This window comes from Microvirga sp. CF3016 (assembly GCF_036314085.1).
In the GTDB taxonomy this organism is placed as follows: Bacteria; Pseudomonadota; Alphaproteobacteria; order Rhizobiales; family Beijerinckiaceae; genus Microvirga.
This window is the reverse complement of record NZ_JAYGGM010000001.1, coordinates 259,449-284,403: the sequence shown is the minus strand read 5'-3', so window position 1 is coordinate 284,403 and position 24,955 is coordinate 259,449. Positions and strand designations below refer to the sequence as shown.

Genomic DNA, 24,955 nt, shown 5'->3' with positions numbered 1-24,955 from the left:
GACGATTATCGCCCTTTCCACACGGGCTTGCGCTTCTCGATGAAGGCATCGATGCCCTCGGCGGCATCCTCCGCCATCATGTTGCAGGCCATGACATCGCCGGCGAAGGCATATGCCTCCTCCAGGCCCATCGAGCGCTGCCGACCGAACATGGCCTTGCCCATGCGGATCGCCACCGGGCTCTTTGCGCAGATATCGGCTGTCAGCGCGGCGACGGATCGGTCAAGCTCCGCATCCGGCGCCACCCGGTTGACGAGCCCAAAAGACAGGGCTTCGGCAGATGAAATGAAACGTCCCGTCACTAACATATCAAAGGCACGCTTGGGAGAGATATTCCGGGAGAGCGCCACGGCGGGCGTGGAGCAGAACAGCCCCACATTGATGCCTGACACCGCGAAGGTCGCGCTCTCGGCGGCAACGGCCAGATCACAGGACGCGACGAGCTGGCACCCTGCGGCCGTAGCCATGCCATGGACTCGGGCGATCACTGGAACGGGCAGGTTGACGATCGCCTGCATGACCTGGCTGCATTGTGCGAACAGCGCCTCATAATACTCCTGACGCGGATTGGCCCGCATCTGCTTGAGATCATGCCCTGCGCAGAACGCCCTCCCCGAGGCGGCGAGGACAACGCAGCGAACCTCCTCGTCGTCCGTCAGATCGTCCAACGCGCCCTGCAGTGCCGTCAGCATCTCCTCGGATAGGGCATTGAACTGAGCCGGGCGGTTGAGGGTGAGCGTCACCACCCCATCCCGATCCGCGCGCAGCAGTATCTCTTCACCGGAAACGGCCTGCTGGGCACTCATGGGCATTCTCCTCCGGGTCTTTCCAGCCACATTGTTTGCCGGATCCAACCCGAATAAGCTTGATCTGGCAATAAGACCTTTAAGGAACGCCATCCCTTCTAGAGTCCCACAAGAAGAGGTGCCTCGTGAGCAAGCCGCCCATCAGCCGCTTTCCCGTGCCCGAGATATCCGACTTGCCCGAGGATATCCGAACGCGCATCCTTGCGGTTCAGGAGAAGTCGGGCTTCGTTCCGAACGTGTTTCTGGTCCTGGCTCGCCGCCCGGACGAGTTCCGTGCCTTTTTCGCCTACCACGATGCCCTAATGGACAAGCCCGGCAATCTCACCAAAGCCGAGCGCGAGATGATCGTGGTGGCCACGAGCAACGCCAACCAATGCCAGTATTGCGTCATTGCCCACGGAGCCATCCTGCGGATCCGGGCCAAGAACCCGCTGATCGCTGATCAGGTTGCGGTCAACTATCGCAAGGCCGACATCACGCCCCGGCAGAAGGCGATGCTCGACTTTGCCATGAAAGTGGCACTCGAGGCCTATTCCGTCGGCGATGCGGACATCGCCGCATTAGGCGCCCACGGCTTTACGGACGAGGACGTATGGGACATCGCAGCGATTGCGGCGTTCTTTGCCATGTCCAACCGACTTGCCAACGTCACCAGCATGCGGCCGAACGACGAGTTTTATACGCTCGGTCGCGGCTGAGGCCCTCAAGCCAGGAGCACCTTGCCCGGATTGAGCCTGTTGTCGGGATCGAGCGCGCGCTTGAGGGTACGGGCGAGTTCCATCTCGGTTGGGGCACGGTAGCGGGCCAGCTCGCCGACCCGGTATTGACCGATACCGTGCTCCGCCGAGATGCTGCCGCCGAACGTCGCCACCACGTCATGCACGATACGGTTCACAAGCGTTGCATCATGGCTCGCTTCGACGAGCACATTGTAGTGGATGTTGCCATCCCCGAGATGCCCGAAGGCGTTCACGCGCGTGCCCGGAGCGCCGGCGGCGAGCGCCTTCCCCGCCTCGATAAGGAAGCGCGGAACCTCGGTCAACGGCACGGAGACGTCATGCTTGACGCTTTTGCCTTCCCGCGCCTCTGATTCCGTCACATGCTCTCGCAGGGCCCAGAGCTGGGCCGCCTGGGCGCCCGATTCGGCGATGACACCGTCGAGCGCAGTTTCCTGCTCAAAAGCCGTGCCCAGCATCGCCTCGGCCGCCTCGCGCAGGCCGGCCAGGCTGGAGGCTGCCTCGATCAGCACAAACCAATCACCCTCGGCGATGGGGGCCTTCAGGCCGGCATGCTGGGCGACGAGCTTCATGGAAGTGGCGGAGATCAGCTCAAAGGCCGAGATCTGATCACCCAGTTCATCCTGGGCCAGTTCGAGAAGCCGCAGGGCTGCCGCCGGGTCGGCCACGGAGAGCAAGGCGGTCACCGAGTGTTTAGGCCGCGGCAGAAGCCTCAGGACCGCGGCCGTGACGATCCCGAGCGTGCCCTCGCTGCCGATGAAGAGCTGCTTCCAATCGTAGCCCGCATTGTCCTTGCGCAGCCTCCGCAGCCCATTGGCGATGGTCCCGTCCGGCAGAACCACTTCCAGGCCGAGCACAAGGCTGCGGGTCATCCCATAGCGCAGGACGTTCACACCACCTGCATTGGCCGCAACCACTCCGCCGATGGTCGCCGAGCCCTCGGCCGCGAGGCTGATCGGCAGCAGGCGCCCGGCGGCGGCCGCCGCATCCTGCGCCACTTTGAGAATGCACCCGGCCTCCGCCTCGATCGTCAGGCCGACTGGATCGACATCACGGATGGCCGTCATGCGGTTGAGGGACAAGACTACCTGCGTGCCGGACACATCCGGCACCGCTCCGCCGGCCAGTCCCGTATTGCCGCCCTGCGGGACAATGGCAGCGTCCGCCTCGCGGCAGATCTGCGCGATCTGGGCCACCTGCTCGGTCGAAGCCGGGCGGACGACACAAGCCGGCCGGCCCGGAAAGAGCTTGCGCCAGTCGACGGCATAAGGCTCGAGGTCGGAGCCTTCGGTGATCACCGCCGAAGGACCGAGTAGGCCCGTCAGGCGCTGCAGCAGATCCGTCGGCTTGGTCATCGGCAAATTCCCTCGCGGTTTCAGCCACCGCTCCTGACCGATCAGGGAGCAATCGTCAACGTGGCATTCGCAAGGGAGATCTCGCAAGGAAATGCAGTAAGGTTGCGCTCAGCGCTTGCCAGATCCGGGCTCGGCCATCTTGCGGTGCTGTTCAGCGAGCATGCCGGCTGGCGTCACATTGGCAAGGATCGTCGTGAGCTTATTCTTCCAGCCGCTCACGACGTCACCTTCGCCATTCATCATGGCGTCAAAACCGACCTTCGCCACGAAGGCGGGATCATCCTTCTTGTCTTGGCCCACTTGCGTATCCTCCATGCCGGCGCGCTCGAAGAACTCGGTCTCGGTGGCGCCGGGCATCAGGCAGGTCACCGTCACATCGGTATCCTTCAATTCGTTGCGAAGCGCGAAGGAGAAGGAGTCGATGAAAGCCTTGGTCCCATTATAGACTGCCTGGAAGGTGCCGGGCATGAAGCCGGCGATCGACCCGGTGATAAGGATGCGCCCTTCGTTCCTGGCCCGCATGTCGCGCCCGACCTTCTGGATCAGATAGAGCGTACCGGTGATGTTGGTGTCGATCACATGGCGCACTTGCGTAAAGTCCTGATCCAGGAAAGCGTGACCCAACCCGTGTCCGGCATTGGCCAGAAGCGCACCGACAGGCCTGCCCTTGACCGCAGCATAGAGCTTGTCCACGCCCTCGAGCGTGGCAAGGTCGGCCTCGATGGCCTCGACCTCCACGCCAAGAGCTTGGAAATCCCTGGCCGCATCATGAATTGCTGCTTGATCGGCGGCGATTAGCAGATCGTAGCCGTTTTGAGCACAGAGTTTGGCAAGTTCATACCCGATGCCCGTGGAAGCGCCGGTCACGATAGCAAGAGTCTTAGCAATGTCAGGCATGGCATTCTCCAGCCGGTACGAAGGAAAGAACCGGTCACCGTGAAGTGAAGCGAAGCCGGCCGTGGTGCTTGAACTCGCGACGAGCACTTCAGTTCAAAAATGTGCTGAGGCCAGCTGCGCCACACAGTTTCAGTCCAGTCGAAGACCAGTTCGCGCCGATGCCAGGCAGTTGCTTTCGCATTGGGGGCAATATACCTTCACTATAACGACATAAGAAAGCTCAGGTCCCCATGGATCTGCAGCCGGGAGAAGCGCTCTTGGGTCCGCAAGAATCGGCGACGTTCGGCGTCGCGGTGGGTGGTAGCGCATATGGGCACGGCGCGGCTCGAAACGTGGCGAAACCTGGCACCACGATCATCACAACGTATCCTGTTTCTGCCGCCGATCCTGCGCGACGCTGAGGGAAGTGCTGATGACTCTCGTTCTCGAAGGCGTCTCGAAGAAGATCGGAGCAGCGGTCCATATCGACGACGTCCGTCTGACCCTGCAGCGCAGCTCCCTCAATGTTCTGCTTGGGGCAACGCTGGCCGGCAAGACCACGCTCATGCGGCTGATGGCCGGGCTCGATGCGCCGACTAGTGGCAGGGTTCTCGTTGAAGGCCAGGATGTGACGGGCTGGCCCGTGCAGCGCCGCAGCGTGGCTATGGTCTACCAACAGTTCATCAACTATCCCTCGCTCAATGTCTACGAGAACATCGCCTCACCTCTGCGTGTGTCCGGTCTGCCGAAGAACGAGATCGAAACACGTGTACGCGAGGCTGCCAAGCTTCTGAAGCTTGAGCCTTATCTCGACCGCAAGCCGCTGAATCTCTCTGGAGGTCAGCAGCAGCGCACCGCAATCGCGCGGGCCTTGGTTAAGCGCGCGGATCTCGTCCTGCTCGACGAGCCATTGGCCAATCTCGATTACAAGCTGCGCGAGGAATTGCGCGAGGAACTGCCGCGGGTCTTCGCAGCTTCGGGCGCGGTCTTCGTCTATGCGACAACGGAGCCGTCAGAGGCTCTACTCCTCGGCGGCAACACCGCGACCTTGTTCGAAGGCCGGGTAACCCAGTTCGGGCCGACGCCGCAGGTCTATCGCCATCCCCATGATCTGACTACGGCCCGCGTTTTTTCCGACCCGCCCCTCAACGTCCTTATGGCTCGCAAAGCTGGCGGCAGCGCGACTTTGAGCACGGGCGGAGAAATTCCTGCGACCGGTCCTCTCGCGGCCGTTCCAGATGGTAATTACACCGTAGGCTTCCGGGCCCACCACCTCAACCTCGAACCACCGGGAGCGGGCGAGATCGCGATTTCGGCCGTCGTGTCCGTCTCCGAAATCACAGGATCGGAGAGTTACGTTCATCTCGATGCAAGCGAGCACCGCCTCGTGGCGCTGGTCCCAGGGGTGCGGCGACTCGAGCCAAAATCAGCCGTCACGGCCTATATCGATCCCCGGCACCTGTTCCTGTTCGATGAAGCAGGCCGTCTCGCCGCCACCGATCCTGCCCAAAGGGCCGCATGAGGAGAGAAGGATGGCCCGCATCACCCTCGACCATCTCGCCCATGCCTACAAGCCCGATCCCCGAACAGCGGAGGATTATGCGCTCAAGGAGATCAACCATGTGTGGAGCCAGGGCGGTGCCTATGCACTGCTAGGTCCCTCGGGATGCGGCAAAACTACCCTGCTCAACATCATCTCCGGCTTGGTCCGCCCTACCCGCGGCCGCGTCCTGTTCAACGATCTCGATGTAACAGATTTGCCGACAGAGGCGCGCAACATCGCCCAGGTGTTCCAATTCCCGGTGGTCTACGACACGATGAGCGTGCGGGAGAATCTGGCGTTCCCGCTCAAGAACCGGCATGTGCCGCGCGACAGGACGGCCCAACGAGTTGAGGAGATCGCACAGCTTCTCGACCTCACCCGTGTGCTCGACCGCAAGGCCAGCAACCTTACGGCAGACATGAAGCAGAAAATCTCCCTTGGTCGCGGCTTGGTGCGCCCTGATGTGGCAGCGATCCTGTTTGACGAGCCGCTCACCGTGATCGACCCGCACCTGAAATGGCAGCTGCGCTCCACCCTCAAGGAGATTCACCGCGCGCTCGACATCACTATGATCTACGTCACACACGACCAGACCGAGGCGCTCACCTTCGCCGACAAGGTTGTGGTCATGCACGATGGCGCCGTGGTGCAGACGGGGACTCCCGACGAGTTGTTCGAGCGTCCGGCGCACACCTTTGTCGGACATTTTATCGGCTCACCGGGCATGAACATCCTGCCCTGCAAGGTGGAAGGCGCCACCGCCTTGATTGGCAATCAGGCCATTGCCCTGCAGCGGATCTATCGCACCTTGTCGGACGGGGAGCGGGTCGAGCTCGGGATCCGGCCGGAATTCGCGCGGCTTCAAACGAACGGAACGGGACTGCCGGTCCAGATCCGGCGCATTGACGATATCGGCCGAGCCCGCATCGCCCGGGTCGAGATGAGCGGACGCCCTCTCGCCGTCAGTGTTCCGGAGGGCATCTCCATCGAAGGAAGCGAGGCTGCGCTCACGCTCGATCCACGCCACATCCATATTTATGCGAACGGGCATCTCGTCTCGGGCGAGCCGATCGGAGGGCACGGGGCATGACGAAGACTGTCAACAACAGGGCTTGGTTCTTCGTTCTGCCGGTTTTCGCTATCGTGGCCTTCTCGGCCGTCCTGCCGCTCATGACCGTGGTGAACTACTCGGTCCAGGACACGTTCGGCAATAACCAGTTCTTCTGGAACGGGATCGGCTGGTTCCAGGAACTGCTCGATCCGTCGACCGAGCTCGGCGGGCGCTTCTTCGACGCCCTTTGGCGTACTCTCCTCTTCTCGGCCATTATCCTCCTGATCGAGGTTCCGCTCGGCATCGCCGTAGCACTCTCCATGCCGCGCGAGGGCTGGACCGTCGCACTCTGTCTCGTCCTGATGGCGCTACCGCTTCTTATTCCATGGAACGTGGTCGGCACGATCTGGCAGGTCTTCGCCCGCAGCGACATCGGCCTGCTCGGATGGATCGTCAATCACTTAGGCATCGACTACAATTACACGAACGATTCCATCGACGCCTGGGTGACGCTCATCGTCATGGATGTGTGGCATTGGACGAGTCTCGTGGCCCTCCTCTGCTATGCGGGTCTGAAATCGATCCCAGATGCGTATTATCAGGCCGCTCGCATCGACGGTGCCTCGCGCTGGGCAATCTTTCGCACAATCCAGCTTCCGAAGATGAGGCGCGTGCTGCTGATCGCCGTGCTCCTGCGCTTCATGGATTCCTTCATGATCTATACCGAACCTTTCGTGATCACCGGCGGCGGCCCCGGCAACGCCACCACTTTCCTGTCGATCGATCTGGTGAAGCTGGCACTCGGCCAGTTCGATCTCGGCAAGGCCGCCGCCATGTCGCTGGTCTACAACCTGATCATCCTTGCCATCTGCTGGGTCTTTTATACTGTCATGATCAACGTGGATGCCGAGCGCGAGAGGGTCGAAGCATGACTGGAACGATCGCAGTCGGCGCATCCGAGACTAAGCCCATTGCAGCACCCCTGGCTGCAAACCGCGCCCTGTCGGGCCCTCGGGTGAGTGGGCGCGTAGTGGTCATGGCGCTCTACCTCCTGTTCCTGATGCTGCCGATCTACTGGCTCCTCAACATGAGCCTGAAGACGAACATGGAGATCACGTCCGGGCTCACGCTCTGGCCGCGGGAGATCACTTTCGACAACTACATCAGGATCTTCACCGACCAGAGCTGGTATTCCGGCTACATCAACTCTCTGACCTACGTGATCATCAACACGGTGCTGTCGATATCCTTTGCGCTTCCGGCAGCCTATGCCTTCTCCCGTTACAAGTTTCTCGGCGACAAACACCTGTTCTTTTGGCTGCTCACCAACCGCATGGCTCCGCCGGCGGTCTTCGCCCTGCCATTCTTCAACCTTTACTCGGCCATCGGCCTCTTCGACACACCATGGGCAGTCGCCCTAGCGCACTGCCTCTTCAACGTGCCGCTGGCGGTGTGGATCTTGGAAGGCTTTATGTCCGGCGTACCGCGGGAGATCGACGAAACCGCCGCCATCGACGGCTATTCGTTTCCCCGTTTCTTCGTAAAGATCTTCATGCCCCTGATCGCCTCCGGCATCGGCGTCGCTGCCTTCTTCTGTTTCATGTTCTCCTGGGTCGAGTTGCTCCTGGCGCGCACGCTGACCTCAGTCAACACCAAGCCGATCGCCGCCACCATGACGCGCACCATCTCCGCTGCCGGCATGGATTGGGGCCTGCTCGCCGCCGCCGGCGTGCTCACCATCGTGCCAGGCGCGCTCGTGATCTGGTTCGTCCGCAACTACATCGCCAAGGGCTTCGCCCTGGGCCGAGTCTAAGGAGGCGCGCATGCCTGATCTAGCATGGATGGCCTGGACATGGCAGACGGGATTGTTCTTTGCCGGAATCGCGAGCGTGCTGCTGATCATGACGTTGCTCGCGGTCTACCGTCCCGAAACGGAACGGGTCGGAGTGCTGCGCATCCCGACGACGCGCGGCGACCGTCTCTTCATCTCGCTTCTTGGTGCGGCCTTCATCCACCTCGCCTGGCTGGGCTTCATCGGCCCGGACATGTGGTGGGCTTCCGGCCTTTCCTTGCTCTACGCAGCTGCCGTGTTTCGCTACGTCTAGTGGGAGCGGCTCAAGAAAGTTCTCCGGTTTGCCCGGACCGGAGAGAACAAGACCAGCGCATAAGCCGGCAGGGCATAAACTGGGAGGAACGAATGAAACTCACCCAATCTCACCGGCACTTGAAACTGTTCATCTCGACAAGCGTACTCGCCATGGCGCTCGGTACGAGCGCTGCTCTCGCAGGGATGGAAGAAGCCCGTCGCTGGATCGACAGCGAATTTCAGCCCTCCACCCTCTCCAAGGACGAGCAGTTGAAGGAGATGGAATGGTTCGTAAACGCGGCCAAACCTTTCGTGGGCCAGGAGATCAACGTGGTCTCCGAAACCATCACGACCCATGAATACGAGGCTCGGACGCTTGCGAAGGCCTTCTCCGAAATCACAGGCATTAAGCTCACCCACGACCTGATCCAGGAAGGCGACGTGGTGGAGAAGATCCAGACGCAGATGCAATCGGGACGCAACATCTACGATGCCTGGGTCAACGATTCCGACCTCATCGGCACCCATTTCCGCTACAAGCAGGCCGTAGCGCTGGACGACTGGATGGCGGGGGAAGGCAAGGACGTGACCTCGCCGACTCTCGACATCAACGACTTCATCGGCAAGTCCTTCACCACGGCGCCGGACGGCAAGATGTACCAGCTGCCGGACCAGCAATTCGCCAACGTGTACTGGTTCCGCTACGATTGGTTCCAGCGCCCGGATCTCAAGGAAAAGTTCAAGGCCAAGTACGGCTACGATCTCGGCGTGCCGGTGAACTGGTCGGCCTATGAGGACATCGCCGAGTTCTTTACCAACGACGTGAAGGAAGTCGACGGCGTCAAGGTCTACGGCCACATGGATTACGGCCGCAAGGATCCGTCGTTGGGATGGCGCTTCACCGACGCTTGGCTCTCCATGGCCGGCAACGGCGACAAGGGTATCCCGAACGGCCTGCCAGTCGACGAATGGGGTATCCGAATGGAAGGCTGCCGTCCGGTCGGCTCCTCCGTCGAACGCGGCGGCGACACCAACGGTCCGGCGGCCGTCTACGCCATCACCAAATATCTCGACTGGATGAAAAAATACGCTCCGCCTCAGGCACAGGGCATGAACTTCTCCGAGTCCGGACCGGTGCCGGCGCAGGGCAATATCGCTCAGCAGATCTTCTGGTACACGGCCTTCACTGCCGACATGGTGAAGCCCGGACTCCCCGTGGTGAATGCCGATGGCACGCCGAAATGGCGCATGGCGCCCTCGCCCCACGGCTCGTACTGGAAAGACGGCATGAAACTCGGCTATCAGGACGCGGGTTCGTGGACATTGCTGAAATCCACGCCTGTCGATCGCCGCAAAGCGGCTTGGCTCTATGCGCAGTTCGTCACCTCCAAGACGGTCTCGCTAAAGAAGAGCCATGTGGGCCTCACTTTCATCCGCGAGAGCGACATTTGGCATCAGTCGATGACGGATCGCGCGCCGAAGCTCGGCGGCCTCGTCGAGTTCTACCGCTCGCCCGCCCGCGTTCAATGGACCCCGACCGGCAACAACGTGCCGGATTATCCGAAGCTCGCGCAGCTCTGGTGGCAGAACATCGGTGATGCGGCCTCCGGCGCCAAGACGCCGCAGGAAGCCATGACTTCTCTGGCCAATGCCCAGGACGAGGTGCTCGGACGTCTCGAGCGCGCCAATGTGCAGGGCGAGTGCGGACCGAAGCTGAACCCCAAGACCTCCGCCGAGGAATGGTTCAAGAAGGCGGAAGCCGCCGGCACGATCGCGCCCCAGCGCAAGCTGGCGAACGAGAAGCCGAAGGGCGAGACGGTGGATTATGACACGCTCATCAAGAGCTGGCCCGCTTCTCCGCCGAAGCGCAGCTGACGAAACCTAGCCCCGCCCGCAAGGCGGGGCTTTTCATGTGAGGCGGCGCGCCACCTAGCCGCCCGGTCAGTATCGACAAAGGACGTTTATCAGCAGAATCGCCTGGACGATGACCGAAGAGGTTTGTCATGCCAGATCCATCTGCCGGATTTTCTCTTGAGACGGTCTCGAACCTTGGTGCCGATCTCCTCGATGGAGTCGCGCCACGGCTCGTGACGATCCATGGCCGCAGGCGCGGAACGTCAAGCGGCTTTCTCTGGCGCCCCGGCCTCATCGTCACGGCGGAGGAGGCTGTGGAGGCAGATGAAGACGTAACGGTCACGCGCCCCGATGGGAGCCAAGTCTCTGCCAGTCTCGTCGGCCGCGATCCGAGCACGGACATTGCCCTCCTCCGCATCGAGGAGCAGCCTCTGGCCGACTTTGAGTTCAGTCCGTCGGATAGCCTCCGCGCAGGCCATCTCGTTTTTACCGCAGGGCGGCATTTGGAGGGTCTGACCGCTGCCTTGGGCATCGTGGCCCTTGCATCAGGTCCCTGGAGGAGCTTGCGCGGTGGCGTGATTGACCGCAGGATTCATCTGGATGTCCGGCTCGATTTCCAGTCGGAAGGTGGCGTCGCCCTCGATACGAACGGGCGAATCATGGGTATGACGGTGCTGGGCCCCCGGGGTCGCGTTCTCGTCATCCCATCGGACACCATCGAGCGAGTGGCTCCACAACTCCTTGAGAAGGGCCGTGTCGCCCGCGGCTATTTGGGACTTGGTCTCCAGCCAGTCCGCATCGACAGGGCCGCAGCCGATGCGGCAGGACTTGCGGAGCCACGCGGTTTGATTGTGATCAGCGTGGATCAGGACGGTCCGGGACAGAAGGCCGACATTCGCCAGGGCGACATCCTCGTCCGCTGGAACGCCGACGCCGTTCCCTCGGTGCGCTATGTCTACAGGTTGCTTGGGCCGGAGAGCGTGGGCCAAGCCGTGGATCTAGGAATCCTAAGGGCGGGTGAGCATATGACTCTTGCCGTTGAGATTTGGGAGCGCCCCAAACCTCAATAGCAAACGGGTTCTGATTGGGTTGAGACCTTGCGCAAGGTAGCTCTTCACATCGGCGATGCGAGCCTGCTCGACCGCATCGCCACGATGCTGGCCAAAGAGGCTGGCAGCGATACCCTGCACCCGGACAATCCCGATATCGTGATCACGGATCACACACCCTTTTCCCGGAAAACGCCAACGATCATCTTGAGCGATGGCTTGAACGGACCCGAGGCACTCAAGACCGGAGCAAGCGGGATCCTTCCTCACGATGTCGCCGCCTCGGATCTTCTGCTGGCTATGGAGGCGGTTATCCGAGGCTTTATTATCATGCCGCGCAGCGCTGGCGGAACCGACCGGGATCCCGCTTCGCCCGATTCATCCGAACTGCCACGAGACAATATGCTCACCGCGCGCGAGCTCGAAGTTCTGCGCCTTCTCGCGGAAGGTGCCTCGAACAAGCTCATCGCGCGCCGGCTCGGGATCTCATTTCATACCGCGAAATTCCACGTCGCCTCTATCGCGGCGAAACTGGATGCCACCGGACGAACGGATGCGGTCGCACAGGCCGTCCGACTCGGGCTTATCCTGCTGTGACGTGGCTCTTGGTTCCTGGATTACCCATCACTACATGATGTGAAATAGCGTTATCTCTGGAGGGCTCCATGCTCGATCGCACTCCAACCTTTCTCCTCAATATCGACAATTCTGCATCTCCCACGCAGCGACCCACCGCTGTTCCCGATAACGATTCTCTGCTCGATTCCTACTCCCATGCCGTGTCAGGCGTCGTGGACCGCATCGGCTCTGCGGTGGTGCGGGTCGAGCCGCAGGTTTCGGGTCGTACGGCCGGAATGGGATCCGGCGTCATCATCTCGCCCGACGGGCTCCTGCTCACCAACAGCCATGTGATGCAGGGCGCACGGGATGCAAAGCTTACCGGCTCCGACGGCCACACCATCGAGGCGCGGGTGATCGGCGACGATCCGGACACCGACCTCGCCCTGCTGCGCGCCAGCGGCGACCGTCTTCCCTTCGCGACTTTGGGCGATTCCAAGCGGCTGAAACGCGGACAGATCGCGATCGCCATTGGCAATCCGCTCGGATTCGAGTCGACCGTCACGGCGGGTGTGGTTTCCGCTCTCGGGCGGAGCCTGAGGGCAAGGTCGGGACGGCTCATCGACGATGTGATCCAGACGGATGCGGCCCTGAACCCGGGTAACTCCGGCGGCCCATTGGTCGCAACTTCCGGCCAAGTGATCGGTATCAATACCGCTGTCATTATGGGCGCGCAGGGCATCTGCTTTGCCGTCGCGAGCAATACGGCGAGCTTCGTCGTGTCGGAACTGATTCGTCACGGGCGCGTCCGTCGGGCCTCGATCGGCATCGCGGGACAGACGGTGCCCCTGCCGCGGCGAATCAGCTATGCCGCCGGCCTGAACGGGACATTCGGCGTGGTGATCGCGGCCGTGGAACCGGGCAGTCCTGCGGATCACGCGCAGCTTGAACAGGGCGACGTCATCCTATCCCTCGACGGCGAGCCAGTGGGCGGCGTTGACGATCTTGTGCGACTGCTGAACGGCGAGTGGATCGGGCGCTTCGTCGAGCTAAAGATTCTCAAGAATGGCGAGATGCGCACCGCGACGATCATGCCGGTCGAGCGTAAGACGAGAACCGCTCATGCCGAATGAGATCAGAGCGCGAAATCTCGGTCGAGGTTGATGGTGCGAGGTCTCAACAATGAGATCTCGTCTCACCATTCGACTGCCTGTCGATGTTCTCCTCCTCCATTCCTGAAGGATCGAGCGTGAACAGCTCCTGCGGTCGGGCGACCCCTCGCAGCGCATAGCGGCCGACCGACACGAGGCCATCGCGGCTGTCCTTCGGGACAGCCGAGAAGAAGGCTGACGACACGAGGACGTCGCGCTCGACGGAACGGCACAAGGCACCGATCCGGCTTACCTCGTTCACGGCCGGTCCCACCACGGTGAAATCAAGGCGAGCCTGGCTGCCGATATTGCCGTAAAAGACCTCGCCGATATGAAGGCCGAGATATGCGCTCGTGACCGGCAGATTGCACGACAGTCGCTCCTGGTTCAGCGCCCGGATCCGTGTCCGCATCAGCCGCTCGGCTTTGAGCGCACACCGGCAGGCCTCACTCGGATCCTCTTCCTTGAAGATCGCAAGTGCTCCGTCCCCAATCAGCTTCAGGACGTCGCCTCCCGCTTCGTAGATCGACGAGATGATCGCCTCCGCATAATCGTTCAGGAATGGAATGATCTGCTCGGGCTCCGCCGTCTCGGTAATATGGGTAAAGCCGTGCAGATCACTGAACCACAGGACGGCTTGAATCCGATCGGTCACGCCGCGGGCAATTCGCCCATCGAGGACCAGGCGTCCCGCATCGCGACCGAGATAGGTCTCGACAAGCGTTTTAGCGATGCGCGCGAGCGAGGCGCACTTCAAGGCAAGCATCAGAGGCGATGCCAGCTCGCGCAGGAGTGCGATCTCCTCGTCGCTGAAGCCGGCAGGTGCGTCCGACATCCAGGACGAATAGAACGAATCCATTTCGCCTATGGCGCCCTCTGCCTCGAAACGATGGATCAGAACAAGATAATCTGTCTGTCCCTCGGCGCGCAGATCCTTGAGGATAGAGAAATCCTCAGGATGACCAGGGCCGATCCGGCGCCGAAGGAAATCCTCTCCGCTGAGCAGGAGGTGATAATAGGTGCTCCGGCGCCAGTTCTCGGCGGCCTGCCCTTCCACGTTGGTGCGACCGTACTCGACAATCGGTTCGAGGCTCTCTTGGTCATCGCGACGCCAGCGGAAGACCCGTCCCTCATGGATCGGATGTAGCGTGTCGATGACGATATTCACCCGCGAAACAGGCAAGCCTTCTGTAATCAGGCGATCACAGAAGCCATGCAGGAGTTCCAGTTCCGACAGACCGGTCAATCCGGCCTCGGTGACCCATTTCGCGATGCTTGCTGCGCGGGCTGCGTCCATAGGATTCTCTTCACGACGATTCTGTCAGCCATCCATGACAGCACCGCGGGCGGCTGATCAAAGCTCAACGTCGATGACGTGATGTGCCACCCTCCACCTATTCGGCGGGCGAAGGGTGAACTCCCGTCGCTCCGGATCGCTTGGAGGTCCGGCGCTTGACCATCCGCAGGATGACGAGCCGCACGGCCACGTAAAAGACCGGCGTCAGGAACAGGCCGAACACTGTCACGCCAAGCATGCCGGCGAACACGGCAGTGCCGAGTGCCTGACGCATCTCGGCTCCGGGCCCGGTCGCGATGGCAAGCGGCAGCACGCCGAGAATGAAGGCGAAAGCGGTCATCAGGATCGGGCGCAAGCGCAGCCGGCAGGCTTCGACGACCGCTTCCACCGGCGTCTTGCCGTCAAATTCCGCCTGCCGTGCAAACTCGACGATCAGGATTGCATTCTTTGCGGCGAGGCCGACAAGAACCACGAGTCCGATCTGCGTCAGGATATTGTTATCCTGTCCGCGAATCATCACGCCGATCAACGCGGAAAGCACGCTCATCGGCACAATTAGGATGATGGCGATGGGCAGGGACCAACTCTCGTATTGGGCCGCTAGCACGAGGAACACGAACAGCACCGACAGGGCGAAGATGAACACCGCCGTGTTTCCGGTCTGCCGCTCCTGAAACGCCAGTTCCGTCCACTCGAAGCCCATGCCGGACGAGAGATTCTGCCGGACCAGCGCCTCCATGGCATCGAGTGCGTCACCTGAGGAGACACCTGGTGCCGCATCGCCCTGCAGGGCTACGGACGTGAACATATTGTAGCGTTGGATCAGGTCAGGCCCCGACACCTCCCGCATCTCGACCAGCGTGCCGAGAGGCACGAGCGCACCCGTCGAAGAACGCACACGCAGCCGGTTGATATCCTCCTGGTCGATCCGGAAGCGCTGGTCAGCCTGGGCGCGCACCTGATAAACACGGCCGAATGCATTGAAGTCGTTGACGTAAGCCGTGCCAAGGTTGATGCGGAGCGTCTCGAAGATGTTCGGGATCGGCACGTTCAGGATGCTCGCCTTCTGCCGGTCGATCTCCAGATAGACCTGGGGCGAATTGGCCGAGAAGGTCGTGAAGACGCCGGCGAGATTCGGGTTCTGCCGCGCCTGCCCCATCAACTGGTAGGCTGTTGCGAGAACCCCGCGTACGTCGTCGCCCGTCCGGTTCTGGATCTGTACCTTGAACCCGCCTGAATTGCCGAGACCGCGCACGGGCGGAGGCGGGATGGCAATGATGAAGGCCTCCTCGATCTGCTGCATGCGGGCAAAGAGATCGCCGATGATCTTGGTCCCGGAGTCGCCTGCCTCGATGCGCTCATTGAAGGGCTTGAACGCGGCGAAGATCGCCGCAGCGTTGGTCGCGTTGGTGAAAGTGGCGCCTGAAAAGCCCGCGAAGGCGACGGCGTTCTGCACGCCCGGCGTTTCCTGGATGATCTTGGAAGCTCTTTGGACCACCGCATCGGTTCGTGACAGGGACGAACCGTCCGGCAGCTGGATCACGACGATGGCATACCCCTGGTCCAGCATCGGAATGAACCCGCGCGGCACGTGATTGGCGATCCATACGGTTCCGGCCAGGAGACCGACATAAATCGGCAACACGATCAGCTTGTGCCGTGCCAGGGATCCGACCGCTCTGGCATAGCCGTTGGACGTGGAATCGAAACCTCGATTGAAGCCGTTGGCCAACGTCCGTCCAAATCGGGAAAATGGATTCCTGGAATGTTCATGGCTGTGCGGCTTCAGCAGGAATGCCGCGAGTGCCGGCGACAGTGTCAGGGAGTTGAAGGCCGAAATGACGGTCGACACGGCAATCGTCAAGGCAAACTGCCGGTAGAACTGGCCGGTAATGCCAGGAATGAAGGCTGTCGGTACGAAGACGGCCACGAGAACCAGCGCGATGGCCACAAGCGCTGTGCCCACCTCGTCCATGGTCGTATGCGCGGCATCCCGCGGCGACATGCCGAGCGCGATGTTGCGCTCCACGTTCTCCACCACCACGATAGCATCGTCGACCACGATACCGATGGCGAGCACCATGCCGAACAGGGTCAACGTGTTGATCGAGAATCCAAGGGCCGCCATGAAGGCGAAGGTGCCGATCAGCGAGACCGGAATCGCCACGATGGGAATGATCGCCGTGCGCCAGCTCTGCAGGAATACGAACACCACGATCACGACGAGCGCCGTGGCCTCGAACAAGGTCTTGTAGACCTCGTTCACGCTCTCGGCGATGAATTCTGTGGGATTGTAGACGATCTCATAGCCAATTCCTGGCGGGAAATTGCTTTTGAGCTCCTCCATGGTCCGTATAATTTGTTCCGATGCGGCGAGCGCATTGGTACCGGGCCGCTGGAAAATTCCAAGAGCAACGGCAGGATTGCCGTTGAGATAGGAATTCGTCACGTAATCCTGGGCACCGAGCTCGATGCGCGCTACATCCTGCAGCCGCACGAGACGCCCCTGTGGCGTAGCTTGGACGATGATCTGCCGGAACTGACGTGGATCCTCGAACCGCCCCTGTGTCGTCACCGTCAGCTGGAACGCCGCGTCCGTCGGTGTCGGCTCCTGACCCAAGGCGCCACCTGAGACTTGGACGTTCTGCTCCTGAATCGCACGCACCACCTCGCTCGACGTCAGGCTGTAGGAGGCGAGCTTCTCCGGGTCGAGCCAAATACGCAGGGAGTACTGCCGCTCGCCGAAGATGATGAGATCGCCAACACCATCGAGCCGCAGCAGGATGTCGCGCACGTAGTTGCGGGCATAGTTCGAAACGTACAGCTGGTCGTAGGATCGATCCGGGGAGAGCATGTGCACGACCATCATCAGGTCGGGCGAGCTCTTGAGCGTCGTCACGCCGAGACGCCGCACCTCCTCCGGCAGGCGCGGAGTTGCGATCGCCACCCGGTTCTGAACGAGCACCTGTGCCTTGTCGAGATCAGTACCGAGCTTGAACGTAATGGTCAACGCCATGGCGCCATCGCCCGTGGAGTAGGACGACATGTACAGCATGTCCTCCACACCGTTGATCTGCTGCTCCAGCGGCGTAGCAACCGTCGCAGCAACCGTCTGCGCATCGGCTCCTGGATAGCTTGCCCTGACGACGACGGTGGGCGGCGCGATCTCCGGATACTGGGCGACCGGCAGAGTGGTGTATGCGATCCCGCCGATGATCAGGAAGAGCGCCGACAGAACCGTCGCGAAGATGGGACGATCAACGAAGAAATGGGCAAAGCGCATCGAAGCGCCCTCCTCGCGTGAAATCAGCTGCCGTTTCGCTCCCGCACGGGCGGAAGCGTGGTCATTTGCGGTGTGACTGACGCTCCGGGCCGGACCCGGACGAGGCCGTTCACGACCACTGTCTCGTTGCCGGTCAGTCCGTCGCGGATAACCCTGTAACCGTCGATCCGCGGACCGATGCGCACAGGCTTGAGATTGACGATGTTGTTGTCGCCCACCACGTAGACGACCCGTCGATCCTGATCGCTGCCAATGGCTTCGTCGGGGAGAAGAATACCCTGATAGGGGTCCGAGGCGCCGATCGTCACACGGCCAAACAGCCCAGGGGTCAGGAACAGGTCCTTGTTCTCGAACACGGCACGCAGACGGATCGTACCACTGGCCGCATCGAGCCGGTTATCTACGAAGTCAAGCAATCCCTTGCGCTGCCCGAGACGCTCGTCCGTCAGGGTGAGCAGAACTTCATTCGTCTCGCCATTGGCGGAAGTTTTGGTCCCACCTTTGGCCTGGCGCGAATAGGCGAGATAAGAACGCTCGTCGACGTCGAAGTAAAATTGGATTGGGTCGAGCGAGAGAACATTCGTCAGGATTGTCTCGTTGGCGTTGATCAAGTTGCCTTCCGAGACGAGCTTGCGCGAGATGCGCCCTGACAGAGGTGACTTGATCTGCGTAAACTCCACGTCGAGCTGTGCCTGCCGCAGGGCTGCCTGAGCGCGATCCAACTCGGCTTTGGCAGTCAGGAACGCCTGCCGTCGCTGGTCGTAGAGCTGGTCGGTGATGTTACCGGTCCGACGGAGCTGCTCGGCACGGTCGAGGTCACTCTGCGCAAATTCAAGGCGAACCTGCGAGGATGTGACGGCCGATTGGGCTTGCTCAAGCGCGTTGCGATAGGGCCGCGGATCGATGGTGAAGAGGAGGTCCCCCGCCTTGACGAAGGTGCCGTCCTGGAAATGGACCTTGTCGAGATAGCCCGAGACTCGCGCTCTGACGTCAACCTGATCAAGCGCCTCGAAGCGCCCGATGAAGTCGGTCCGCTCGACGATGTCCTTAACGACGGGTTTCGCGACAGTCACCGGCGGCGGTGGCGCAGGACTGCCCTGCGCCAAGGCCAGGCTTGCCGACGCCATCCATGAGAACAGAACACTAAAAACGAACACGGACCGAGGAAAGCGCATGCGTAACCTCCTGATCGGCATCACCAACGCAGCACCATACTTCCAAATTTCAGCTTGTGGCCCTGTGCGCAGAGGCACGCGGAAGAGCTTTCATTGTTGCGACGCAATACTACGCATTGCTGAGCTTCTGACAAGATACGCAACATTGATACGCCAGACGCGGGAATTGTCTGTTTTGATGGAGCCGGCAACATGTTCATGAGATCTGATCGAAAAGGGGGCCGCCCCTTAAGGATGGGATGTCGCCTGTCGATGGAAACCTGGCCGGTTGGCTAGGTGTTCAGGTGTAAGCGTCGCGAAGATCGAGAGTGCTTTTCCGCCCGATGGATTGGTAGTTGTCGGCAAGCCACGTGCGGGCAGCGTTCCGGCCGAGATCCTTCAGTTGCTTGAAGAAGCTCCATTGAGCGCTGAGTCGGGACGCAGCGGTGAACTCATCAAGGTTTTCTCCTCCATGGATCCGGTGCATGTACACCCTCTTGTAATCGCTGGTCGAGAGCTTACCCTCGTCGATAAGCCGCGTCACGAACTCGATGGATCTGAACTGCTGCAGCAGGTTGGCATTGAACGTGATCTCGGTCATCCGATTCTGGATCTCCTGCACGCTCCGCGGTGTCGAGCGGCGCTCGATCGGGTTGATCTGGATGAGCAGGATATCGTCCGACTGCGTTTCGTAGAAAAGCGGGAAAAGCGCCGGATTACCTGTATAGCCACCATCCCAGTAAGGCTCTCCATCGATTTCGACCGCCCTGAATAGCATCGGCAGGCAGGCCGAAGCGAGGACGTGGTCGACGGTCAACTCGGGTCCCGTGAAAATCCGGATCTTGCCGGACCAGACATTGGTCGCCGCAATGAACAGCTTTGCATCCTTGCAGGCCCTCACCCGCTCGAAATCGATCAGGCTGTTGAGGGCATCGCGCAGGGGATTGATGTCGAGCGGGTTTAGATCATAGGGGCTCGCGACCCGGGACCATGCGTCGAACCAGAGATGTGAGGATCCATTCATGCTCCAATAGCTCAACAGGCGATCGAACAGGGACCGCTGGAGGGGTGAGAGCACACCGTCGAGGCTCACCCGCTTCCAGAATTTTCGGAGTTGCTCGCGCGCGCCGTCCCGACCGCCTTCGAGCCAGCCCTCGAAGAGAACGACCGCGTTCATTGAACCGGCGCTCGCGCCCGTAATCGCCTCAATGGTGAGCCGCCCGTCCTCGAGGAGGTGATCGAGCACGCCCCAGGTGAAGGCGCCATGGGCCCCTCCACCCTGGAGTGCCAGCGACACGGTTTTATCGGCATTGGGACATTTCAGACCCCGCACAGGGCTTTTACGGCGTTCCGCTCGACCAGTCATTCCGCGCTCCCTTTCCCGAGCAGATTACCATGAGGAGAGCTCGGAAGCGCAAGTCGTGACGTTGCGCTCTGAAGACGGCGGGAACCGCGATCACCCGATTCCTTGGGCGTCTCGTTTAAGCTTGGCATTGCGCGGGAGGCACGTTTTACTGGTGACGGAGAGACGAGGACTATCGTCGATGAGCCAATATTTCACCGATCTGATCACCCTGTGGGTCGTCATCGACCCAATCGGAACGCTTCCGGTGTTTCTGGCCGTCACGGCGGGCATGGGGGCTGCGGCAGCGCGGCGAACGGCACTCAGGGCAACAGCGGCCTCCTTCGTCGTCCTCCTGTTTTTCGTCGTCGCAGGTCAGGCTCTGCTTCAGGCGATGGAAATCGATCTCGATGCCTTCCAGATTGCCGGCAGCATTGTTCTTTTCCTGTTCGCGCTGACGATGATCTTTGGAGAGCCAAAGGCCCAGTCCGAAGAGAAGGAGATTGCAACGTCGGATGTCGACCGATCGATCTACCCGTTGGCTATTCCTTCCATCGCAAGTCCGGGCGCCATGCTGGCCCGTTGTCTCACTCACGGACAACACTAAGTTCAGCATCTCACAACAGGCGGAGACCGTCGCTCAAATGGCGTTCGTCCTGCTCGTCACCCTAGTGCTCATGCTGATGGCTTCCCGAATCATCAAGATCATCGGCGATGCGGGTGCCAGCGTCATCAGCCGGGTCATGGGGCTTATTCTCGCCAGCGTGGCTGTGAACGGCATCGTCCTTGGCATCAAACAGGCGTTCAACCTCGCGCCTTAGTCGGCTCATAGAGGCCAATTTTCCCTGTAAGACTATTCCGTCATCAAAATCATCGGCAAGGTCCATCCGGTGGCCTGTGCTCTTCAGGGGAATTCCCTTGCTTGCAAGAGAGCCAAGATCCGCTGCTGTTCGAGCTTGCGCCAGGGTGTCGGTTCCTAGGCGGCGGATGGGGCACCATCTTCTGTCGGATTGTCACACCTTTCGGAGACCTAACGTGGCTGTTCGGCTACCCCAGAGCTTATCAACCGGCCTCGAAGCGGAAACGGGCTGGAGCGTGCTCGATTACGAACTCCGCGAGCAGAAGGCACAGGCGCTGGGAACCTTGAGCGGTCAAGTCGAGCAAGCTCTCGCTGCATTGCGGGCGTTCGATGCTGGGGTGAAAGGACCAGAGCGAGGCGATCGCCGTCGTGCCTTGTTGGACGATGCCGCAGACCGGGTTTGGGCCTTCATGATTCAGCGGGAGATGTGCGGGTTTCGGAACTGGGAGGCTGTGGTGAAGGATTATGGCATTTCACGCGAGGTCTTGAGCCGGGTTGGGCAAGTCAGATGCAAGGCAAGGTAGAGCCTTGGTCGTTATAGGCCCTGGCCAGCGCGCCACACCGCTCTTGGCTCGCCATGTAGTCAGAGACCCGGTGGCAACTCGTCCAATGCCAGATGTGTCTGGGATGCAAGGCGAATGGGAGCGTTGACGGCGCCGTAGCCCTGATAGTTGCGCCGCTCAACAATCTCGAAGAAGAAGCCGCCCGCGAGTGTCCGGGTGTAGGCTTGAAAATACTCAGCCGGTCCCTCGCGGTCATAAAGGATGCTGCCGGATCGCAGACGCTTCACATCCTCTGCGGAGAGATCCGTTCGAACCTCAAGATCATCGTAGTAATTTTCCGGGATCGGCAGAAGACCCACCCCGTTGGCTTTGAGGCGCTCGACGGTTGCGAAGATATCATCGGTCGCAAGCGCAATGTGCTGGACGCCGGACCCGTAGAGTTCGTTCAAGAACCGCGACGACAACGTGCGCTGGCTCTGAGAAGAATTTAGAATCAAGCGAAGCAAGCCGTCATGGGTCTCTATTGCCTGGCTCTGAACCACACCGCCTGGATCAATCACGGTCTGAACTGGCGTTTTGCGTACATCGAGAAGCAATGCGTAGAACAGGAGCCATGTGAGCATCTCCTCATAATGCATCGATTGAGAAACGTGATCGACGGATCTCAGGCCAACCCCGGCAAAATCGCCCGCCGCGGCAGGCTCGAAATCGACGTCCCAGAGGCGATCCAGCCCGGTCTTGTGATCCACGAAATACAAAATGCTTCCACCAAGCCCGCGAACCGCCGGGATGTTCATCTCTCCAGGCCCGACCGGCTGCTGGAAGGGCTGATCCAGGAGGGTGATGGCACGCTCGACGGCGCCCGGCCCATCGTCCACGCGCAATGCCAGGGCGCAGACCGACGTGCCATGGTTTATATTGAAGGAATGGGCGAAGCCCTCCTTGTCTGCATTCACCACGATGTTGATGTCGCCCTGCCGCCAGTGGGTCACGTCCTTCGAGCGGTGCATGCCGGCCTTTCGGAAACCCAGCCCGTCCAGGATCTTCTCGAACTCGACGGCACCTCGTTCATCGACGGCGAACTCGACGAACTCAACGCCTGAACAGAGAGCCTTGGGCGGGAGGGCGTCCTGATCGGAATGTGCCGCGCCCGTACGCCGACGCAGCTCGTCCAGCATAACGAGCAGGGATCTCTGCCCGTCGATCGCGACGCTGCGTGCGGAGCCGGCCCGGAAGCGGTCGTTGAAGATCTCAAGGGAGAGGAGCCCGTCAAATCCCGTCGCGTGGAGCGCATCCGTGAAATCGTCGATGGGCAGGTCGCCCTGCCCCGGGAAGCAACGGTAGTGCCGGCTCCAGGACAAGTAATCCATGTCGAGCCTCGGCGCATCAGCCATTTGCACGAGGAAGATCTTGTCGGACGGTATGGCTCGGATCGCTGATAGATCCGTTCCGCGCGCCAGCACATGGAAGGAATCGAGCACCAGCCCGACCGCCGGATGGTTCGCGCGGCGCACCACCTCCCAGGCATCGCGATAATCGTGGATATGCCGCCCCCAGGAGAGGGCCTCGAAGGCCACCCGCATGCCGCGTTTGGCGGCACGCTCGCCAAGTTCATGGAAATCCGCTGCCGCCCGCTCGATTCCGCCGAGCGAGTCCGGCGAGACATTGCTGCACACCATCAGGAGATCGCAGCCGAGCTCTTCCATCACGTCGAACTTGCGCTCGGCCCGGGCGAACACTTTCGACCGCTGCGGCTCTAGCATCCCTTCGAAATCGCGGAACGGCTGAAGGGTAATGGTCTGAAGGCCCAGGCCTTCGATCATACGACGCACTTCGGCGGGTGTACCGTTAAAGGAAAGAAGATCGTTTTCGAAGATCTCCACACCCTTGAACTGCGCGGCCGCGATGGCTTCGATCTTTTCAGTCAGGGTGCCGCTCAGGCAGACGGTAGCGATGGCTTTGCGCATGCTCGTCGATCCATTTCTTCTCGCGTGTATGGGAGCGTGTTGACGGCTCAGCCCGCTCCTTCTGTCGTCAGCTGATGGTTCCGGTGGCGAGCGCATGCTCGACGCCGCCGGCGACGTGGCGTGTCAGTACCTCGCAGGCGCGCGCTGAATCGCGCTTGAGCGCGCATTCCAGAAGCTCGGCATGTTCGGCGGCGGCGATCTCGCCGCGATAGCTCAGGGCGATCATCTGATAGCGCAGGTACTTGTCGAAGACTGCTGCATGGTTGTCGATCAGCATCTTCGACCCGCAGGCGGAGATGAGAGCCTGATGGAACTGCCAGTCATAGCGCTTCCACTCCTCCGTATGGTTTCTGTCTCCTGCAGCCATGCGCTCCTCCATTCTGGCGAGCCGGTGATGGGCGGCGACTACGCGGCCTTCCCACTCCATGTCGCCGGTCCGGAACGACTGCTCCAGCGCACGACATTCGAGTAGCTGTCGAAGCGCCGCGATCTCGCGCAGATTCGCGATGGAGACAGGCGCCACTTCGAACCCCTTCTGCCCCTCGGCGACGACGAGCCGTTCGGAGTGCAGACGGTTCAGGATTTCGCGAAGCGTGCTGACGCTGGCACCGTAATCCGCCTTCAGGCGGTCGAGCTTGAGCTTCTTGCACGGCGGAAGCCGCCCGAACACGATGTCGGACCGGATCCTCTGATAGGCGCTTTCGCCTACCGTGGAAGGCTGTGGCATGACGTGCACATCATCGCTCATGTCAGCGCCCCATTTTCCAGCGTATAAGCCACGCATCCATTCACATGCTGGGTAAGAACCGCGCACGCCCTCTCGCCATTGCGGGTGAGAGCGCAATCCAGCAACTGCCTATGCTCCTCAGCCGCAATCTCTCCGCGGAAGACCACCGCCACCATTTGATAGCGAAGGTATTGATCGAAGACGCCGCCATAGAGATCGAGCAGGGTCTGGGAACCGCAGGCCTCAATCAGGGCCTGATGGAACTCGCGGTCGTAGCGCTTCCAGAGCTCCGTCCCTTCCTGGTCACCAGCCATCATCCGCCGCTCCATGAAGGCGAGTTTGTGATGGGCGGCCACGACGCGGCTCTCCCATTCGAGATCGCCTGTCGCGAAGGACAGGGGCAGCGCGTAAATTTCCAGGAGCAGCCGCATGGCCGCAACATCCTCGAAGCCGGCGGGAGAGACCGGAGCGACCCGGAAACCGCGCTGTCCTTCCGCGATGACCAGACCCTCCGACGAGAGCCGGCTCAGGATCTCCCGCAGGGTGCTGACGCTCGCTCCGTAAGTATCTGCCAATCGGTCCAGCCGGAGGCGAGTTCCGGGGCTCAGGCGCCCGAACACGATATCAGTCCGAATCCGATCATAGGCGCGATCCGCAATGGATGTCGCCAGCAACTCGATGCTCATTCGTGCACCCTTGGTTCATCTCCTAGTATCAACCGCTTGTCCCGGAGTTGCTCCGCCTCCAAGGAGGCAGA

General features: G+C 61.1%; 23 protein-coding genes. 13 read left to right on the top strand and 10 right to left on the bottom strand.

The window, feature by feature from the left end; all coding sequences use genetic code 11:
• Positions 1–5: 5 nt before the first annotated feature.
• Positions 6–806, bottom strand: a complete 801-nt coding sequence (locus tag VB672_RS01525; RefSeq protein WP_329782397.1) for an enoyl-CoA hydratase — start codon at positions 804–806, stop codon at positions 6–8.
• Positions 807–931: 125 nt separating this feature from the next.
• Between VB672_RS01525 and VB672_RS01520 the strand changes: the two genes are divergently transcribed.
• A complete protein-coding gene (locus VB672_RS01520) occupies positions 932–1,504 on the top strand; it encodes a peroxidase-related enzyme (RefSeq protein WP_329782396.1) in 573 nt (190 codons plus the stop codon).
• A gap of 5 nt (positions 1,505–1,509) precedes the next feature.
• Here the strand turns inward: VB672_RS01520 and VB672_RS01515 are convergent, their stop codons facing one another.
• Positions 1,510–2,898, bottom strand: coding sequence for an FAD-binding oxidoreductase (locus tag VB672_RS01515; protein WP_329782395.1), 1,389 nt, complete (start codon positions 2,896–2,898; stop codon positions 1,510–1,512).
• A gap of 108 nt (positions 2,899–3,006) precedes the next feature.
• Positions 3,007–3,795, bottom strand: a complete 789-nt coding sequence (locus VB672_RS01510; RefSeq protein WP_329782394.1) for an SDR family NAD(P)-dependent oxidoreductase — start codon at positions 3,793–3,795, stop codon at positions 3,007–3,009.
• Positions 3,796–4,207: 412 nt separating this feature from the next.
• On the opposite strand from VB672_RS01510, the gene VB672_RS01505 reads away from it, so the two are divergent.
• From VB672_RS01505 to VB672_RS01465, 9 genes are all read left to right on the top strand, one after another.
• Positions 4,208–5,296: an ABC transporter ATP-binding protein gene (locus tag VB672_RS01505; protein ID WP_329782393.1), complete on the top strand. Its 1,089-nt coding sequence runs from the start codon at positions 4,208–4,210 to the stop codon at positions 5,294–5,296.
• Between the two features lie 10 nt (positions 5,297–5,306).
• On the top strand, positions 5,307–6,407 hold the full coding sequence (locus VB672_RS01500; protein ID WP_329782392.1) for an ABC transporter ATP-binding protein: 1,101 nt from the start codon (positions 5,307–5,309) through the stop codon (positions 6,405–6,407).
• Positions 6,404–7,300 (top strand): carbohydrate ABC transporter permease, encoded by an 897-nt coding sequence (locus VB672_RS01495; RefSeq protein WP_329782391.1) that lies wholly within the window; start codon positions 6,404–6,406, stop codon positions 7,298–7,300. The genes VB672_RS01500 and VB672_RS01495 overlap by 4 nt, the downstream gene beginning before the upstream one ends.
• 104 nt (positions 7,301–7,404) lie before the next feature.
• Entirely contained in the window at positions 7,405–8,181 is a 777-nt protein-coding gene (locus tag VB672_RS01490) for a carbohydrate ABC transporter permease (RefSeq protein WP_329782567.1), read from the top strand.
• Between the two features lie 10 nt (positions 8,182–8,191).
• Complete coding sequence (locus tag VB672_RS01485) at positions 8,192–8,473, top strand: DUF2160 domain-containing protein (protein WP_329782390.1); 282 nt, start codon at positions 8,192–8,194, stop codon at positions 8,471–8,473.
• Between the two features lie 152 nt (positions 8,474–8,625).
• The gene (locus tag VB672_RS01480) at positions 8,626–10,329 is read left to right on the top strand and encodes an ABC transporter substrate-binding protein (protein WP_329782566.1); all 1,704 of its coding nucleotides are present in this window, start codon (positions 8,626–8,628) and stop codon (positions 10,327–10,329) included.
• Positions 10,330–10,457: 128 nt separating this feature from the next.
• Complete coding sequence (locus tag VB672_RS01475; RefSeq protein WP_329782389.1) at positions 10,458–11,378, top strand: S1C family serine protease; 921 nt, start codon at positions 10,458–10,460, stop codon at positions 11,376–11,378.
• 84 nt (positions 11,379–11,462) lie between these two features.
• The gene (locus tag VB672_RS01470) at positions 11,463–11,954 is read left to right on the top strand and encodes a helix-turn-helix transcriptional regulator (RefSeq protein WP_329782388.1); all 492 of its coding nucleotides are present in this window, start codon (positions 11,463–11,465) and stop codon (positions 11,952–11,954) included.
• Between the two features lie 68 nt (positions 11,955–12,022).
• Positions 12,023–13,048: a S1C family serine protease gene (locus tag VB672_RS01465; protein WP_329782387.1), complete on the top strand. Its 1,026-nt coding sequence runs from the start codon at positions 12,023–12,025 to the stop codon at positions 13,046–13,048.
• 43 nt (positions 13,049–13,091) lie between these two features.
• Here the strand turns inward: VB672_RS01465 and VB672_RS01460 are convergent, their stop codons facing one another.
• The 4 genes from VB672_RS01460 to VB672_RS01445 form a co-directional block, all read right to left on the bottom strand.
• Positions 13,092–14,363, bottom strand: a complete 1,272-nt coding sequence (locus tag VB672_RS01460; protein WP_329782386.1) for an adenylate/guanylate cyclase domain-containing protein — start codon at positions 14,361–14,363, stop codon at positions 13,092–13,094.
• Between the two features lie 97 nt (positions 14,364–14,460).
• The gene (locus tag VB672_RS01455) at positions 14,461–17,646 is read right to left on the bottom strand and encodes an efflux RND transporter permease subunit (protein WP_329782385.1); all 3,186 of its coding nucleotides are present in this window, start codon (positions 17,644–17,646) and stop codon (positions 14,461–14,463) included.
• A 23-nt stretch (positions 17,647–17,669) separates the two neighbouring features.
• Positions 17,670–18,821, bottom strand: a complete 1,152-nt coding sequence (locus VB672_RS01450) for an efflux RND transporter periplasmic adaptor subunit (protein WP_329782384.1) — start codon at positions 18,819–18,821, stop codon at positions 17,670–17,672.
• A 280-nt stretch (positions 18,822–19,101) separates the two neighbouring features.
• Positions 19,102–20,166, bottom strand: coding sequence for a patatin-like phospholipase family protein (locus tag VB672_RS01445; RefSeq protein WP_329782383.1), 1,065 nt, complete (start codon positions 20,164–20,166; stop codon positions 19,102–19,104).
• 55 nt (positions 20,167–20,221) lie between these two features.
• Here VB672_RS01445 and VB672_RS01440 point away from each other — a divergent pair, with 55 nt between their 5' ends.
• From VB672_RS01440 to VB672_RS01430, 3 genes are all read left to right on the top strand, one after another.
• Positions 20,222–20,749, top strand: coding sequence for a MarC family protein (locus tag VB672_RS01440; RefSeq protein WP_329782382.1), 528 nt, complete (start codon positions 20,222–20,224; stop codon positions 20,747–20,749).
• A gap of 37 nt (positions 20,750–20,786) precedes the next feature.
• A complete protein-coding gene (locus VB672_RS01435; RefSeq protein ID WP_329782381.1) occupies positions 20,787–20,963 on the top strand; it encodes a MarC family protein in 177 nt (58 codons plus the stop codon).
• A 166-nt stretch (positions 20,964–21,129) separates the two neighbouring features.
• The gene (locus tag VB672_RS01430; protein ID WP_329782380.1) at positions 21,130–21,525 is read left to right on the top strand and encodes a DUF6665 family protein; all 396 of its coding nucleotides are present in this window, start codon (positions 21,130–21,132) and stop codon (positions 21,523–21,525) included.
• 59 nt (positions 21,526–21,584) lie between these two features.
• Here VB672_RS01430 and VB672_RS01425 read toward each other — a convergent pair whose 3' ends face one another.
• The 3 genes from VB672_RS01425 to VB672_RS01415 form a co-directional block, all read right to left on the bottom strand.
• On the bottom strand, positions 21,585–23,471 hold the full coding sequence (locus VB672_RS01425) for a bifunctional sugar phosphate isomerase/epimerase/4-hydroxyphenylpyruvate dioxygenase family protein (protein WP_329782379.1): 1,887 nt from the start codon (positions 23,469–23,471) through the stop codon (positions 21,585–21,587).
• Between the two features lie 67 nt (positions 23,472–23,538).
• Complete coding sequence (locus VB672_RS01420) at positions 23,539–24,198, bottom strand: GntR family transcriptional regulator (RefSeq protein ID WP_329782378.1); 660 nt, start codon at positions 24,196–24,198, stop codon at positions 23,539–23,541.
• Between the two features lie 17 nt (positions 24,199–24,215).
• On the bottom strand, positions 24,216–24,884 hold the full coding sequence (locus VB672_RS01415) for a GntR family transcriptional regulator (RefSeq protein WP_329782377.1): 669 nt from the start codon (positions 24,882–24,884) through the stop codon (positions 24,216–24,218).
• Positions 24,885–24,955 lie beyond the last annotated feature (71 nt).

Coding starts and splice junctions, on each gene's coding strand:
- VB672_RS01450 (WP_329782384.1), bottom strand. CDS start 18,821: ATGCGCTTTCCTCGGTCCGTGTTCGTTTTTAGTGTTCTGTTCTCATGG.
- VB672_RS01480 (WP_329782566.1), top strand. CDS start 8,626: ATGGCGCTCGGTACGAGCGCTGCTCTCGCAGGGATGGAAGAAGCCCGT.
- VB672_RS01485 (WP_329782390.1), top strand. CDS start 8,192: ATGCCTGATCTAGCATGGATGGCCTGGACATGGCAGACGGGATTGTTC.
- VB672_RS01430 (WP_329782380.1), top strand. CDS start 21,130: ATGGGGCACCATCTTCTGTCGGATTGTCACACCTTTCGGAGACCTAAC.
- VB672_RS01495 (WP_329782391.1), top strand. CDS start 6,404: ATGACGAAGACTGTCAACAACAGGGCTTGGTTCTTCGTTCTGCCGGTT.
- VB672_RS01415 (WP_329782377.1), bottom strand. CDS start 24,884: ATGAGCATCGAGTTGCTGGCGACATCCATTGCGGATCGCGCCTATGAT.
- VB672_RS01490 (WP_329782567.1), top strand. CDS start 7,405: ATGGCGCTCTACCTCCTGTTCCTGATGCTGCCGATCTACTGGCTCCTC.
- VB672_RS01515 (WP_329782395.1), bottom strand. CDS start 2,898: ATGACCAAGCCGACGGATCTGCTGCAGCGCCTGACGGGCCTACTCGGT.
- VB672_RS01465 (WP_329782387.1), top strand. CDS start 12,023: ATGCTCGATCGCACTCCAACCTTTCTCCTCAATATCGACAATTCTGCA.
- VB672_RS01435 (WP_329782381.1), top strand. CDS start 20,787: ATGGCGTTCGTCCTGCTCGTCACCCTAGTGCTCATGCTGATGGCTTCC.
- VB672_RS01425 (WP_329782379.1), bottom strand. CDS start 23,471: ATGCGCAAAGCCATCGCTACCGTCTGCCTGAGCGGCACCCTGACTGAA.
- VB672_RS01475 (WP_329782389.1), top strand. CDS start 10,458: ATGCCAGATCCATCTGCCGGATTTTCTCTTGAGACGGTCTCGAACCTT.
- VB672_RS01445 (WP_329782383.1), bottom strand. CDS start 20,166: ATGACTGGTCGAGCGGAACGCCGTAAAAGCCCTGTGCGGGGTCTGAAA.
- VB672_RS01505 (WP_329782393.1), top strand. CDS start 4,208: ATGACTCTCGTTCTCGAAGGCGTCTCGAAGAAGATCGGAGCAGCGGTC.
- VB672_RS01420 (WP_329782378.1), bottom strand. CDS start 24,198: ATGCCACAGCCTTCCACGGTAGGCGAAAGCGCCTATCAGAGGATCCGG.
- VB672_RS01510 (WP_329782394.1), bottom strand. CDS start 3,795: ATGCCTGACATTGCTAAGACTCTTGCTATCGTGACCGGCGCTTCCACG.
- VB672_RS01460 (WP_329782386.1), bottom strand. CDS start 14,363: ATGGACGCAGCCCGCGCAGCAAGCATCGCGAAATGGGTCACCGAGGCC.
- VB672_RS01455 (WP_329782385.1), bottom strand. CDS start 17,646: ATGCGCTTTGCCCATTTCTTCGTTGATCGTCCCATCTTCGCGACGGTT.
- VB672_RS01500 (WP_329782392.1), top strand. CDS start 5,307: ATGGCCCGCATCACCCTCGACCATCTCGCCCATGCCTACAAGCCCGAT.
- VB672_RS01470 (WP_329782388.1), top strand. CDS start 11,463: ATGCTGGCCAAAGAGGCTGGCAGCGATACCCTGCACCCGGACAATCCC.
- VB672_RS01525 (WP_329782397.1), bottom strand. CDS start 806: ATGAGTGCCCAGCAGGCCGTTTCCGGTGAAGAGATACTGCTGCGCGCG.